General features: G+C 68.1%; 13 protein-coding genes. 7 read left to right on the top strand and 6 right to left on the bottom strand.

Going from position 1 to position 14431, the window contains the following annotated elements:
- Window positions 1–110: 110 nt before the first annotated feature.
- Window positions 111–2498 (bottom strand): UvrD-helicase domain-containing protein, encoded by a 2388-nt coding sequence (locus ACXJKJ_RS11970; RefSeq protein ID WP_457390260.1) that lies wholly within the window; start codon window positions 2496–2498, stop codon window positions 111–113.
- Between the two features lie 105 nt (window positions 2499–2603).
- Here ACXJKJ_RS11970 and ACXJKJ_RS11965 point away from each other — a divergent pair, with 105 nt between their 5' ends.
- A complete protein-coding gene (locus ACXJKJ_RS11965; protein ID WP_457390259.1) occupies window positions 2604–3341 on the top strand; it encodes a DUF481 domain-containing protein in 738 nt (245 codons plus the stop codon).
- Window positions 3342–3362: 21 nt separating this feature from the next.
- Here ACXJKJ_RS11965 and ACXJKJ_RS11960 read toward each other — a convergent pair whose 3' ends face one another.
- A complete protein-coding gene (locus ACXJKJ_RS11960) occupies window positions 3363–3623 on the bottom strand; it encodes a hypothetical protein (RefSeq protein WP_369820586.1) in 261 nt (86 codons plus the stop codon).
- Between the two features lie 93 nt (window positions 3624–3716).
- On the opposite strand from ACXJKJ_RS11960, the gene ACXJKJ_RS11955 reads away from it, so the two are divergent.
- From ACXJKJ_RS11955 to ACXJKJ_RS11935, 5 genes are all read left to right on the top strand, one after another.
- Window positions 3717–4661 (top strand): bifunctional helix-turn-helix transcriptional regulator/GNAT family N-acetyltransferase, encoded by a 945-nt coding sequence (locus ACXJKJ_RS11955; protein ID WP_457390258.1) that lies wholly within the window; start codon window positions 3717–3719, stop codon window positions 4659–4661.
- Between the two features lie 156 nt (window positions 4662–4817).
- Window positions 4818–7187 (top strand): putative bifunctional diguanylate cyclase/phosphodiesterase, encoded by a 2370-nt coding sequence (locus tag ACXJKJ_RS11950; RefSeq protein ID WP_457390257.1) that lies wholly within the window; start codon window positions 4818–4820, stop codon window positions 7185–7187.
- The gene (locus ACXJKJ_RS11945) at window positions 7091–7504 is read left to right on the top strand and encodes a YchJ family protein (protein WP_457390256.1); all 414 of its coding nucleotides are present in this window, start codon (window positions 7091–7093) and stop codon (window positions 7502–7504) included. The genes ACXJKJ_RS11950 and ACXJKJ_RS11945 overlap by 97 nt, the downstream gene beginning before the upstream one ends.
- Window positions 7501–8205: a pseudouridine synthase gene (locus tag ACXJKJ_RS11940; protein ID WP_457390255.1), complete on the top strand. Its 705-nt coding sequence runs from the start codon at window positions 7501–7503 to the stop codon at window positions 8203–8205. The genes ACXJKJ_RS11945 and ACXJKJ_RS11940 overlap by 4 nt, the downstream gene beginning before the upstream one ends.
- A gap of 80 nt (window positions 8206–8285) precedes the next feature.
- The gene (locus ACXJKJ_RS11935; protein WP_457390254.1) at window positions 8286–9284 is read left to right on the top strand and encodes a zinc-dependent alcohol dehydrogenase family protein; all 999 of its coding nucleotides are present in this window, start codon (window positions 8286–8288) and stop codon (window positions 9282–9284) included.
- A 31-nt stretch (window positions 9285–9315) separates the two neighbouring features.
- On the opposite strand, the gene ACXJKJ_RS11930 is transcribed toward ACXJKJ_RS11935, so the two are convergent.
- Window positions 9316–10062, bottom strand: coding sequence for a substrate-binding periplasmic protein (locus tag ACXJKJ_RS11930; protein ID WP_457390253.1), 747 nt, complete (start codon window positions 10060–10062; stop codon window positions 9316–9318).
- Window positions 10063–10115: 53 nt separating this feature from the next.
- A complete protein-coding gene (locus tag ACXJKJ_RS11925) occupies window positions 10116–12047 on the bottom strand; it encodes a CocE/NonD family hydrolase (RefSeq protein WP_457390252.1) in 1932 nt (643 codons plus the stop codon).
- A gap of 98 nt (window positions 12048–12145) precedes the next feature.
- Here ACXJKJ_RS11925 and ACXJKJ_RS11920 point away from each other — a divergent pair, with 98 nt between their 5' ends.
- Window positions 12146–13012 carry an ADP-polyphosphate phosphotransferase gene (locus ACXJKJ_RS11920; RefSeq protein ID WP_457390251.1) on the top strand — a complete coding sequence of 289 codons (867 nt, stop codon included), beginning with the start codon at window positions 12146–12148 and terminating at the stop codon, window positions 13010–13012.
- On the opposite strand, the gene ACXJKJ_RS11915 is transcribed toward ACXJKJ_RS11920, so the two are convergent.
- Window positions 13013–14086 carry a WD40/YVTN/BNR-like repeat-containing protein gene (locus tag ACXJKJ_RS11915; protein WP_457390250.1) on the bottom strand — a complete coding sequence of 358 codons (1074 nt, stop codon included), beginning with the start codon at window positions 14084–14086 and terminating at the stop codon, window positions 13013–13015.
- Window positions 14087–14089: 3 nt separating this feature from the next.
- Window positions 14090–14359 (bottom strand): MoaD/ThiS family protein, encoded by a 270-nt coding sequence (locus ACXJKJ_RS11910; RefSeq protein WP_457390248.1) that lies wholly within the window; start codon window positions 14357–14359, stop codon window positions 14090–14092.
- Window positions 14360–14431 lie beyond the last annotated feature (72 nt).

The following is a 14431-nucleotide window of genomic DNA, read 5'->3' as shown; positions in this document are numbered from 1 at the left end:
CCGGCCCGCACTGGCGATGTGGTCGCGGCTCGATGCCGCGAGCATCGCCGCCCCCTCGGGGGGCCGGTCAGCCGCACCCGCGTTCAGCGGGGTGCGGCTGGACGAGGGGCCTACTCAATCGGGGTGAGCTTCGCAACTGAAAGAGCCAGCCATTTCGTGCCATGCCGGCCGAAGTTGACCTGCGCCCGCGCATCCGTGCCCGAACCTTCCAGCGTCAGCAGCACGCCTTCGCCGAACTTGTTGTGGAAGACGCCCTTGCCCACGCGCAGGCCGCCATGCTCCTCGGACACCTTCTGCTTCATGCTGGCCGGCACAGGCGGCTCCACCCAAGCGGCCCTTTCTCCACGATTGGGCACATTGCCCGCGCCCACCATGCCCTTGAGCCCCGAGCCCCGCTGCCAGGCCTGCTGGTACTCGCGCGCAAAGCCCGAGCCGAAGCCCTGGTTGCGCGGCGTCAGCCACTTCAGCGCCTCCTCGGGCAGCTCGTCGAAGAAKCGGCTCTTGATGTGATAACGCGTCTGTCCGTGCAGCATGCGGGTCTGGCAGAAGCTCAATGACAGCTTCTTGCGCGCCCGCGTGATGGCCACGTACATGAGGCGGCGCTCTTCCTCCAACCCGTCATGGTCGGACATCGAGTTCTCGTGCGGGAACAGCCCTTCTTCCAGGCCCGTGATGAAGACCGCATCGAACTCCAGGCCCTTGGCCGAATGCASSGTCATCAGCTGCACCGCGTCTTGGCCGGCCTGGGCCTGGTTGTCACCGGCCTCCAGCGAGGCATGCGTCAGGAAGGCCACCAGCGGCGACATGATCTCGCCCGTCTCCGCGTCGGGCACCGAGCCCGGCGTGCCCGTGGACTGCACGCTCGGAGCCACTTCGTCCACCGGCAGGCCGACGGCGTTCTTGCCGAAGCCCTCCTGCATGACGAAGGCCTCGGCGGCGTTGATCAATTCATCCAGGTTCTCCAGCCGCTCGGCGCCGTCCTTGTCGGTGCGGTAGAAGTCCAGCAGGCCCGAGGTCTCCAGCACCTGCTCGATGATCTCGCGCAGCGTCATGCCTTGCGTCAGGTTGCGCGTCGAGTCGATCAGGTTGGTGAAGGCGACCAGATTGGCGCCGCCCTTGCCGGTGATGGCGCCCACGCTCTGGTAGAGGCTGCGGCCTGAGGCCTTGGCGGCGTCCTGCAGGTTCTCCAGCGTCTTGGCGCCGATGCCGCGTGTCGGGAAGTTGACGACACGCAGGAAGCTGGTGTCGTCACTCGGGTTCTCCAACAGGCGCAGATAAGCCAGCGCATGCTTGACCTCGGCGCGCTCGAAGAAGCGCAGGCCGCCGTAGACGCGGTAAGGGATGCCCGAGTTGAACAGCGCCGACTCGATGACCCGCGACTGCGCGTTGCTGCGGTAGAGGATGGCAATCTCCTGCCGGTCCATGCCGCCGCGGTGCAGGCTCTGGATCTCCTCGATGACCCACTGCGCCTCGGCGAAGTCGCTCGGCGACTCCTGCACGCGAATCGGGTCGCCCAGGCCGGCGTCGGTGCGCAGCGTCTTGCCCAGGCGCTGGCTGTTGCGGCTGATCAGCTCGTTGGCGGCGTCCAGGATGTGGCCGAAGCTGCGGTAGTTCTGCTCCAGCTTGATGACTCGTCTGACGCGGTACTCGCGTTCGAAATCGGCCATGTTGCCGACGCGGGCACCGCGAAAGGCATAGATGCTCTGGTCGTCGTCGCCCACCGCCAGGATGCTCTGGCCGTTGTCCAAGCCCGGCGGCGCGAACATCTTCAGCCAGGCGTACTGCAGCTTGTTGGTGTCCTGGAACTCGTCGACCAGGATGTGGCGAAAGCGGTGCTGATAGTGCTCGCGCACCGAGGCGTTGTCGCGCAGCAGTTCATAGCTGCGCAGCATCAGCTCGGCGAAGTCAACCACGCCCTCGCGCTGGCACTGGTCCTCGTAGTTGGCGTAGATCTCGACGAGGGTCTTGGTCTGCTCGTCACGTTGCTCCACGTCGCCGGGGCGCTGGGCCTCTTCCTTGCGGCCGGCAATGAACCAGCCGACCTGCTTGGGCACAAAGCGCTCTTCGTCGAGCTTCATCGCCTTGATGACGCGCTTCACGGCCGAGGTCGTGTCGCTGGCGTCCAGGATCTGGAAGGCCTGGGGCAGGTTGGCCAGCTTCCAGTGCGCACGCAGGAAGCGGTTGCACAGGCCGTGGAAGGTGCCTATCCACATGCCACGCACATTGAAGGGCAGCATGGTCGAGAGACGCGTCAGCATCTCCTTGGCGGCCTTGTTCGTGAAGGTCACGGCCATGATGCCGCCCGGACTGACCTGGCCGGTCTGCAGCAGCCAGGCGATGCGGGTCGTCAGCACACGGGTCTTGCCCGAGCCGGCACCGGCCAGGATCAGCGCGGGTTCCGGCGCCGCGGTCACTGCGGCGAGTTGTTCGGGGTTGAGGTTGCGCAGCAGGGGGCTGGAAGCAGCGTCGACCACGGCGTCGACAGGGGAAGAAGTCATCCCGGCATTCTAGGGAAGCCCCTCGTTACAGCCTGGCCGGCGCCCGCCGCTGACCGTGCGGGGTCGTTGGGGATACTTCTGGTTTTCCCCTAAAGCACTTTCGGAATGCCACGTCTCACTCTCGCCCTCGGCACCATCGCCCTCACCCTCGCCTCGCAGGCCACGCTGGCCCAAGACACGCCCGACGGCAAATGGCACGGCGGGCTCAGCGTCTCCGGCGCAATGGCCAGCGGCAACAGCAGCAGCCGCACATTGGCCGCCAATGCGGATGCCAGCGTCGCGACGGCCGAAGACAAGCTCAGCCTCTACGGCATCGCCAACTACGGCCGCAACAAGAACGCGGGCGTCGACACCACCACCGCCGACCTGTTGCGCCTGGGCGGCCGCTACGACTTCAACCTCGGCCCGCAGTGGTTCTCCTTTGGCGGCGCGGAAGGCGAAACCAACAAGGCCGGCGGCGTGCGCGACCGCTACAGCCTCAACGGCGGCGCGGGCTACCACCTGGTGAAGGACGATGCCAACAGCTGGGACGTCTTCAGCGGTCTCGGCTACACCGCCACCCGCCTGACGGACGGCAGCGAGGCCAATGGCGCGCAAGTGCTGTTCGGCGAAGAGTCCAGCCACAAGGTCAGCGAGACGACGACGTTGAAGCAGCGCCTCGTCTACTACCCCGGCGGCGGCGACCTCGGCAACCGCGCCACCTTCGACGCCGGGCTGGCCACGCAGATCATCGCCGGCTGGACGCTCAACGCCGGCCTGTCCAGCCGCTACACCGGCCACGTGCCCGCGGGCACCAAGAAGACGGACAACCTGCTGACGGTGGGCTTCGGCTACAAGTTCTGAACGGCGCAGCAAGCGCCGGTCTCAACGGCCTTTGCGCACCTTGCCGGCCCTGCCCGCCTTGGACCACTCGTAGGCTTCGCCGTCCGGTGTGCGCCCGCCCTCGACCGAGGACACCCCGGGCCGTCCCACGCTCTCGTCCAGCTCCGTGGAGATGCTGACGTGGCGATGCCCTGCCCTGCGCCGGTCCTCGGCCCAGGCCAGGGCCTGGGTCAGCTCCTTGCTGCTGAAGAACTGGCAGACCGGGGTCGCCTCTTCGCCCTCACCTTCCAGCCAATACACCACGATGCCCAAGCGCGTCTCCGTCTGCGTTGAAGGCCGCAGCGTAGCGGCTCGGCAATTGATTGCCAAAAGCAAGTATTTTGAAGATGATGGCCCATGACCGCCGATCAAGCCCTGGACGTCCGCGCCTTCAATCGCTTCTATACGCGCCGCATCGGCGTGCTGGCGCCGAAGCTGGACAGCGACTTCACGCTGCCGGAGGCCCGGCTGATGTGGGAACTGGCGCATCACGCGCCGATCAGCGCCTCGGCGCTCAGCAAGAGCCTGCAGCTGGACGCTGGCTATATGAGCCGGCTGCTGCGCGGATTGAAGAACCGCGGCCTGCTGGCCAGCCAGGCCCATCCCAGCGACGGCCGCCAGACGCTGCTCAAGCTCAGCCCCGCCGGCAAGCGCGCCTTCGTGCCGCTGGACCRCGAGGGCACGGCCAAGGCCCAGGCCATGCTCGCGCCGCTGTCGGCAACACAACGCCACGCGCTGCTGGGCTCGATGTCGCGCATCCAGGCCGTGCTGGAGCCCGACGCCACGGCAGCCGTTGAGCTGCGCTCCCCCCAACCAGGCGACCTGGGCTGGATCGTCGAGCGGCATGGCGCTTTCTACGCCGCCGAGTACGGCCTGGACGTGCGCTTCGAGGCGCTGGTGGCGCGCATCTGCGCCGACTTCGTCGACCGCTTCCAGCCCCAACGCGAGGCCTGCTGGATCGCCGCGCGCGGCACCGAGCGCCTGGGCTGCGTGATGCTCGTGCAGGCACGCGATGAATCTCAAGATGGGGCCACCGGCAAGCCGCGCCCCGGCGTCGCCAAGCTGCGCCTGCTGCTGCTGGAGCCCCATGCGCGGGGCCTCGGCCTGGGCAAGCTCCTGGTTCGCCAGTGCAGCGACTTCGCCCGCGCCGCCCGCTACAAGCACATCGAGTTGTGGACGCAGAGCGCATTGACCGCCGCCCGCGCCATCTACGCGGCCGAGGGCTACCGGCTGGTGCACAGCGAGCCCTTGAACAGCTTTGGCCAGGACGTCATCAGCGAGAGCTGGGAGCTGACCCTCTAGCGCCTCGCACCAGCCCTGTGCGGGCCGTTGCACACTTGCGGGGCTCCCGACCGCGGCCTCCGCCGCCGCTGTGCGGTTCTGCGCATTCCGGACCGGTCCCGTGCTGGCATGCGATTTGCGCTGTGACCGCCCATGACAAGCAATCGGGAAGTCAGCATGCCGGCCGCATCCACGCAGTTCGGGCCGCCGCGACAACTTCCCGCACCCGTTGCCGCCTGCCCTCAGCACCTGGAACAGGCCGCCGGCTTCGGCCAATGGTGGTACGACCCGCAAACCGGCGTCACCCATCTGTCACCCACGGCTGCCGAATACCTGGAGATGCCGACCCGTTCGGCCAGCGGCCTGGGCGTCTGCCTGGGCCATGTCGTCGAGGACGATCTGCCGGAATTGATCCGGCTCTGGACCGGCGCCCAGCCCCAGCACCCACTGGACATCCGCGTCATCGGCCTGGCCCGTGGCCTGCGCTGGCTGCGCGTGACGCCACTGCCCCCCGACCCGGCGCACCCTCGCTGGCGCCACGGCCTGCTGCAGGACGTGACCGCCCTCACCCACGCGGCCGTGCGCGAGCGCCTGGGCTATGCGTTGACGGAATACCTGATCGGCACCCACACGCTGGAGGATGCGATCAGCAACGTCATCCAGCTGATCTGCCGCAACCTCGGCTGGGAATGGGGCGCCTACTGGAACATGGAGGACGGCGGCGGCCGCCTGCATTGCCGGCACTTCTGGCACCAACCCGACGCCCGGCTCGAACAATTCAGCGCGGTGAGCTCGACACTGAAGATGGCGCCCGGCGAGGGCCTGGTCGGCCGTGTCTGGGCCACGGGCAGCGCCGAGTGGGTGGAGGACATGAGCACCGACCCGCGCTTCCTGCGCCGTGGCAGCGCGCAGATGTGCGGGCTGTGGTCGGGCTATGTGTTCCCGGTCACCTATGTGTCGGACAACGGCGAACGCCACCGCCCCGGCGTGCTGGAGTTCTACAGCAGCCTGGCCCGCCAGCCCGAGGCGCAGCTGCCCAAGGTCTCGGCCACCATCGGCGCGCTGATCGCCCAGACCGCCCAACGCCTGGAGACCGAGGCCGTCATCCACCGCCTGGCCCAGATCGACGAGATGACCGAGCTGGACAACCGCGCCCACTTTTACGCCCAGCTGAATCGCCATTGCGCGTTGAGCCACCGACAGGGTCGCCGCTTTGCGCTGATGTTCATCGATCTGGACCGTTTCAAGCCCATCAACGACGCCTTCGGGCACGAGGCCGGCAATGCGGTGCTGCAGGAGTTCGCGAACCGGTTGCGCACGCTCGCACCGTCGCCGGCCCGCGTCGGCCGCCTGGGCGGCGACGAGTTTGCGGTGCTGGTGCCTGACAGCGGTGACGAGCAGGCGCTGGCGGCCCTGGCCGATGCCGTGCTTGCCGCCGCCAGCCGCCCCATCAGCTACGAGGGTGTGGCGCTGACCGTGTCCGCCAGCATTGGCGTCAGCCGCTTTCCCGAGAACGGCCAGACCGGCCCCGAGCTGCTGCGCAGCGCCGACGCGGCCATGTACCGCGTCAAGCAGAACGGCCGCAACGGCAGCAATGTCTTCTCGACCAGCAGCCCCGACACCCTGGCCCAGCAGCGCGCCAAGCTGGCGCAGCGCCTGTCCATCGAGACCGAGCTGCACGAGGCGCTGCAGACCGGGCAGTTGCGCCTGGTCTACCAGCCCATCGTCGACATCGCCACCGGCGCGCTGCATGGCGTGGAGGCGCTGATCCGCTGGCACAAGCCCGATGGCACAACGGTGCCGCCGGACGTGTTCATTCCGATCGCCGAGCAGAGCGATCTCATCGTCGACATCGGCCGCTGGGTGCTGGGCCAGGCCCTGCGCGACCTGGCCTCTCTCAAGGGCACCGCACTGCAGAAGCTCAAGGTCCACGTCAACATGGCGGCGTCCGAGTTCACGAGCAGCGCCCTGCCCGAGATGCTTGGCGCCATGTCGACCGGGCTCGAAGTGCCGGCCTCGCAGGTGGTGCTGGAGCTCACCGAGGGCATGCTGATGCGCCAGCCCGAGCAGGTCAGGCGCGTCATGCACCAGCTGCGCGAGATCGGCTTCGAGATCTCGCTGGACGACTTCGGCATGGGCCATTCGTCGCTGGCCATGCTGAAAAGCCTGCCCATCAGCTCGCTGAAGATCGACCGCAGCTTCGTGCGCGACCTGGCCACGGGCGAGCGTGACCGCGCCATTGCCCAGACCATCGTCGACCTCGGCCGGCACCTGCAGCTGGAGGTCATTGCCGAGGGCATCGAGAACGCAGACCAGCTCGAAGTGCTGGGCCAATGCGGCTGCGCCTTTGGCCAGGGCTATCTGCTCGGCCGGCCCCTGCCTTTGTCAAGGCTCATCGAGTCTTTTCCCGACGGCCGCTCGGCCGCTGATACCGCCGCTAGAGTGCCGGCATGGACACCTCCATGCCCTGCCCCTGCGGTCGCCGTGCCGCCTATGCCGACTGCTGCGGCGCCCTGCACGAGGCCTTTGCGGCTGGCCAGGGCCTGACCGCAGCCACGCCCGAGGCGCTGATGCGCTCGCGCTACTCGGCCTTCGTGCTGGACTTGCGCGACTATCTGCTGGCGAGCTGGCATGCGAGCACGCGGCCTGCCGATCTGGAGGCGCCCGAGCCGGGGCTGAAATGGCTGGGCCTGGACGTGAAGCGCACCGCGATGCAGGACGCCGACCACGGCAGCGTCGAGTTCGTCGCCCGCAGCAAGCTCGGCGGCCGGGCGCATCGGCTGCATGAAGTCAGCCGCTTCGTGCGCGAGAACGGCGCATGGTTCTATCTGGACGGTGAACTGAGCGGCGACCTTAAAAATTGACTCTGACCCTGCTTTATCAGGACGAGCACCTGGTCGCCATCGACAAGCCGCCCGGCCTGCTCGTGCACCGGACCCAGCTCGCGGCCCACGAGGATGAGGCCGCGCTGCAGCTGCTGCGCGACCAGCTCGGCCGCACCGTCTGGCCCGTGCATCGCCTGGACCGCGGCACCTCGGGCGTGCTGCTATTTGCGCTGTCAACAGAGGTTGCTTCGCTGCTCGGCGCGATGTTCGAGCAGGGGCTGATGCAAAAGAGCTACCTCGCGCTTGCGCGTGGCTGGCCGCAGGAAGATGCTGGCCTCATCGATCACCCGCTGGCCCGCGACCCCGAGCTGCCCTCCACCGGGCAGACGATGCTGGCGGCGCAGACCCGCTGGCGCGTGCTGGAGCGCATCGAGTGGGCACTGGCCACCGACCCGCGCTTCCCCACCACCCGCGTCGCCCTGCTCGAAGCCGAACCGTTGCAAGGCCGCCGCCATCAGATCCGCCGCCATCTGAAGCACATCGCCCATCCCATCCTCGGCGATGCGACGCATGGCAAGGGGCCGCTCAATCGAGCTGTCGCAGCATTCCTGGGCACACAGCGGCTGTGGCTGCATGCGCGCGAGCTGACTCTGGTTCACCCGGTCACTGGATCGCCTCTGCAACTGTTGGCGCAGCCGGGCGCCACCTGGCCCGGCATTGACAGGGACTGGACAGGTTGAAGCCCCTGTCGCGTCGGCGATGCCACGACGCCCCGGGCGGGCTGAGAATCGACCGTTCCATCCAATAGCAGGAGACCGGCATGACGATCCAGGGCATCAAGGCGCAATACGAACAACGCGGGCCGGTGCCGCAGGACGTCATCGGGGCCCTGCCCTTCGAGCCGCCCGCGCCCGGCGCGGGCCAGGCTCTGGTTGCCGTGCTGGCCGCACCCATCAACCCGTCGGACGTGCTGATGCTGACCGGTGGCTACGGCATCCTGCCGCCGCTGCCGGCTGTGGGCGGCAGCGAGGGCGTGGGCCGCGTCGTGGCCGTCGGCGAGGGTGTGACTCATCTGACTGCAGGCCAGACGGTTCTGCTGCCCGCCGGCAGCGGCACCTGGGCCAGCCATCTCGTCGCCGACGCCAAGCGCCTGGTGCCCCTGCCCGCTGGCGCCGATGCGCAGCAGTTGTCCATGCTGACCGTCAACCCGGCCACGGCCTCGCTGATGCTGTCGGAGTTCGTCACGCTGCAGCCCGGCGACTGGGTCATCCAGAACGTCGCCAACTCGGGCGTGGGCGGCTATCTCACACAGCTCGCCAAGCTGCGCGGCCTGCGCACCGTCAACATCGTGCGGCGCGAGGGCGCGGCAGCGGTCGTGAAGGCGGACGGCGGCGATGTGGTGCTGGTGGATGGCGACGACCTGGCCAAGCGCGTCAAAGAGGCCGTGTCGGGCGCGCCGATCCGCCTGGGCATCGACGCCGTCGGCGGCAAGGCGACCAACCGGCTGGCAAGCTGCGTCGCCGAGGGTGGCACCGTCGTCAACTACGGGCTGATGAGCGGCGAGCCCTGCGTCGTGTCACCGCAATCCTTTGTCTTCAACGACCTGACGCTGCGCGGATTCTGGCTGGCCAAGTGGTTCCGTATTGCGTCACGCGAGGCGCAGATGGCGCTTTATGGCGAGCTGACCAAGCTGATCGCCACCGGCCAGCTGAAGGCGCGCATCCACGCGACCTATCCCGTCGAGCAGATCAAGGAGGCCATCGCTGCTGCCGCGACCGGCGAGCGCGACGGCAAGATCCTTGTCGTGCCCAGGCATTGAGTCCCCACTGAGCCACGGCGGACACCGTCCTCTAGCGCCTGGGCACCGAGCCCAGCCAGCGCGCGCGGATGCGCTGCAGCTCACCACGCGACTCCAGGCGTTGGATGGCCTGGTTGAAGGCGCGCAGATCGGCCTCGGTCAGCGACCTGCGGCTGAGCTTGTAGGTGACGGGGTCGCGCAGCAGGTGGATGGGCAGCTCGATGAGAGGCACGTCGGCGGCGCGCGCGGCAAAGGCGATGGCGACGCTGTCACCGAGCAGCACGTCGCCGCGGCCGATCTGCATCAGCTGCACGCCCTTGGCGTACTCCTCGAACCAGGTCAGCAGGCCATGGGCCTTGAAGTCGTTGATGATGGGCACCAGGGCCGGCCCGCGGTGGGTAACGAGGCGCAGGTTGGCGCGCAGCAGTTCATCCAGCGAATGCACGTCCATGCGGGCCTCGTCGGCACGCATGAACACGCCCAGCACCTCGTCGCGATAGGCGCGCGTGTACCAGGCGGCGTCAGAGCGCGGCGTCGCAGCGATCAGCACATCGAGTTCCCCCGCGAGCAGCATGGGCAGGCGGCGGTTGCGCGGCACTTCGCGCACATAGCTGACGCGGCAGCCGGCCTCCTTGGCCACGGCGGCCAGCAACTCGGTCTCCAGGCCGGTGTGATGGCCGTCGGCCATGAAGGAATAGGGCCGCCAGTCCTCAAAGGGCACGCGCAACGGCCGCGTGCAGGCCGCCTGGGCCAGCAGCGGCGTGAACAGCATCAGCGCAAGCAGCAGTCGTCGGAACATCTCGGCTCTGGTCCTTGGCGGCTAGCGACTGAGGATAGTCCCGCACGGTGGCATCAGTGCGGCTCCAGCACCCTGATGTCCAGCCCCGAGGCCTGGCCGCGCCAGCGGTAGAGCTTCTGCGTCGCGGCCTGGAAGTCCTCGGGCTTCGCGCTGCGGATGGGCACGAAGGTCTGCGGGTTGCGATCGATGAGCGGGAACCAGCTGCTCTGAACCTGCACCATGATGCGGTGGCCGCGGCGAAAGCTGTGGTTGATGTCCTGCAGCCCAACGCGCAGCTCTTCGACGCGGCCCGGCACCATGGCCTCGGGCGCCTCGAAGCTGTTACGAAAGCGCCCGCGCAATGGGTCGCCGCGCACCAGCTGCTGGTAGCCACCGAGCGGTGCCTCGGGCGGTTCGACGTCCTCGGTGCGCGGCTTGCGCTTCTTCGCGGCCTCCTCCTCCAGTTCGGCGGGGTAGACGTCGATGAGCTTGACGACCCAGTCGGCGTCGCTGCCCGTCGTCGAGGCGAACAGGCGCGCGACGATGGGGCCGACGATGGTGATGTCCTCCTCCAGCACGTCGCTGCGGAAGGTCAGCACGTCCGGCCGGGTGGCCGCAAAGCGCTGGTCGCTGACCATGTATTCCTGCGGCACGCCCAAGCTCGCATAGCCGATGTAGGGCACGGGCTTGTTGGGGTCACTGACCCAGGCATCGAAAGCGGGCTCGGTCGCGTCGGGCGGCGCAAAGCTGAGCTTGCCGCCGGGTGCGAAGTAGAGGGTGCGGGCCTGCGCCTGCCTGGGCGGCCAGGCGTCGTAGCGGCGCCAGACGTTGGTGCCGGTCTCGAAGACGGTGGCCTTCGCGATGGGTGCCTTGGGTGCGACCTCTCGCAGATGCTGCTCGAAGAAGGGCAGCAGCACCTCCTTCTGGAACTGCTCGGCGGTGGGCTGCTGGAACTGCACGCGGCCCAGCTGCCGCCCCGGCGCGCCAACCCAGCCGCCATGCACCCAGGGGCCCATGACGAGGCGGTTGTCGGTGGCGGGGCTCTGCCCAGCGATCGCGCGGAAGGTGGCCAGGGGGCCGGCCAGGTCCTCGGCGTCGAACCAGCCGCCCACCGTCAACACGGCGGCGCGGATGTTCTTCAGATGGGGTGTGATGGCGCGGGACTTCCAGAACTCGTCGTAGCGGTCATGCTCGATCTGCACGTCGAAGTAGGGGTTGGGGCCGCCATCCTTGGCCAGCCGCTGCGCCAGCGCGTCGAGGTTGCCGTGCTGCAGGTAGAACTCGTAGCCGTCCAGCGTGCCCCAGTCGAACTGCGGCCATTGCTTGGGCGGCGGCACCGGTGCCTGCTGCGGCTTGAAGCCGGTGTAGAAGCCGAAGTTGGCCGCCAGCATGAAGGCCCCACCGTGATAGCTGTCGTCGCCCTTGAAGAGGTCGGCAATGGGCGCCTGCGGCGACGCGGCCTTGATCGCCGGATGAGAGTCGATGATGGATGCCGAGGTGTAGAAGCCCGGGTAGGACACGCCCCAGAGGCCGACGCGGCCGTTGTGGCCGGGGATGCGGTCCAGCAGCCACTGCACGCTGTCGTGGGTGTCAGAGCTTTCATCGACATCAGCCACGGTCTTCTTGACGGGCTTGTGCGGCGTCATCTCGATGAACTCGCCTTCCGACATGTTGCGGCCGCGCACGTCCTGGCAGACAAAGATGTAGCCGGCCTTCAGGAACTCCTCGTTCGGCGCGAGGCCCTTGACGCCATCGCGGTCCACGCCGTAGGGCCCGCAGCCATAAGGCGTTCGCACCATCAGGAAGGGGTAGCGCCGGCTCTGGTCCTTGGGCACATAGACGGCGGTGAAGAGCTTCCTGCCGTCGCGCACCGGCACGCGGTACTCGTACTTGGTGTAGTGCTCGCGCGGCTCGTAAGCCGGCGGCTTGTTCTCCTCGTCGGCGGCTTGGACCGCCAGGCCGGTCAGGCCCAGCAGCAACAGGAAGGAGGCGCGCAACAGCAGCATCGTCGGCAACGGCGGGTTGAAGGAGGGGCGAAGTCTGACACCGACCGGATGGACGGCGGCGTTAGGCTGGCGGATCGCCAGCTGCGGGAGGCTCCGCCATGAAGATTGACACGAACACCTACCGGGTCGCGTCGGGCCAGAAGGTCAAGCTCAAGCACTGGGCCACGGCCGTCGACCCGCTGTACAGCGACAAACGCGACTACGAGCAGCGGCTTGAGGCCCAGGTCGCGCGGCTCAGCGAGTTGCAGAACCTGCTCTATGCGCACAACCGCTACTCGCTGCTGCTGATCTTCCAGGCCATGGACGCGGCGGGCAAAGACGGCGTCATCAAGCATGTGATGTCGGGCGTGAACCCGCAGGGCTGCCAGGTATTCAGCTTCAAGCACCCCAGCGCCCAGGAGCTGGATCACGACTTCCTTTGGCGCACCACGCAGTGCCTGCCCGAGCGCGGGCGCATCGGCATCTTCAACCGCTCCTATTACGAGGAGGTGTTGATCGTGCGCGTGCACCCGGAGATCCTGAAGGCCCAGTCCCTGCCCAAGGAGACGACGCGTGCGCCGGCGATCTGGTCGGATCGTTATGCCTCCATCAACAACCTGGAGCAGCACCTGCACCGCAACGGCACGCGGGTGCTGAAGTTCTTCCTGCACTTGTCCAAGGAGGAGCAGCGCCAGCGCTTCCTGGCGCGGCTGGAGGACCCGGCCAAGAACTGGAAGTTCACCGCCGACGACATGGCCGAGCGCGAGCTCTGGCCCAAATACATGCAGGCCTACGGCGAAGCGTTGGGCGCGACCAGCAGCGAAGAGGCGCCCTGGCATGTCGTGCCGGCGGACGACAAGCGCAACGCACGCCTGATCGTGTCCCAGGTCATTGTCGACACGCTCACGGCGCTGAAGATGAGCTACCCCGAGCCCACCCTCGACGCCGTCGAGCTGGCGGCGATCCGCAAGCGGCTGAAGGCGTGATCAGCCGAACTTGACGGCGTAGACGGGCGGCAGGTGGGCCGACACGGCCTGCCAGCTGTCGCCCGCATCGCCGCTGGCCCACAGGCCGCCGGTCGTCGAGCCCATCATCAGCTGTTCACCGGCGTCGTCCACGGCCAGGCCGTGGCGGAAGATCAGGTCGTAGCAGTGCTGCTGCGGCAGGCCGGCACGCAACACGTCAAAGCTCTTGCCGCCGTCGCGCGTGCGGGTCACGCACAGGGCGCCGTCGACAGGGATGCGGCGTTCGTCCTTGACGGCGGGCACGAACCAGGCCGTCTGCGGGTCGCCTGGATGCGCGGCGACGGCGAAACCGAAGCTGGACGGCTGGGCCTGCAGCTCTTCCCAGGTCGCGCCGTTGTCGCTGCTGCGGAAGATGCCGCAGTGGTGCTGGCACCAGAGCACATCAGGCTCGGCACGGCAGCGGACGATCAGGTGCGGGTCCTGCGAGTTCTCGTCGCCGGCCAGCTCGGGCGGCATGAAGTCGGCCCGCATGCCCTTGGCGCGCAGGCCCCAGCTGCTCCCGCCATCGGTGGTGCGCCAGGCGCCGCCGCAGGACACGCCCACCAGCAACTCCTCCGGCTTGGCCGGGTGGGGGCAGATGGAATGCAGGGCCGGCGCCGGGTTGCCGCCGCCCATCCACTGCAGGCGGCGCGGGTCCTGCCACAGCGCCTCGCTGAGCTGCCAGCTCTCGCCGCGGTCGCGGCTGACGAACAGGCCGCCGGGAATGCTGCCGCACCAGATGGCGTCGCCCGAGCGCTCCAGCGAGAACACCTGCTCCAGCTTCCAGGCCGGACCTTCCGCGCCTTCGGGCTGGGCCGGAAAGCTCGGCGCCGTGACCTCGCACCAGGTCTTGCCGGCGTCGTCGCTTGCCTGCAGCTTGGCGCCGAAGTGGCCCAGGTTGAGGCCGGCCAGCATGAAGCCCGAGGCGTCGGGCGGCAGCAGCATGGTGACCGGGTCGGCCACGAAGCTGAGGTTCTCGATATGCCAGGTGCCGGCACGGCGGCGCAGCTCGAAAAGGCCTTTGCGGGTCGCGGCCCAGGCGCGGTCTTGTGTCATCTCTCAACCTCCAGACAAGGCTTGCAGGACATGGACCCGACTGTTGGGCCCAAGCGGGTCGGTCAGGCCCCGCAGATCGCGGATGCGCCGGCCGTCAATGAAGATGACGACGTTGGGCCGCAGATGGCCCTGGTCGTCGAGGATGTAGCCACGCAGCCTCGGATTGATTTCGAAGGCGGCGTCCAGGCCCTCCCGCAGCACGACCGCGGGCGTGTCCACGAGAGGCGTGTCGACAAAGCGACGCAGCTGTGGCGTGAATTCGATGAGGGCCATGGGAAGACGACGAACGAGGCGGGGCCAATTCGACGTGGACACCCCCACGGCAGCACCCGGAGTAACCCTTAA

This window comes from Roseateles sp. P5_E1 (genome assembly GCF_054049335.1).
Note: the sequence above shows the minus strand (reverse complement) of the source record. Positions and strands in the feature narration are given on the sequence as shown.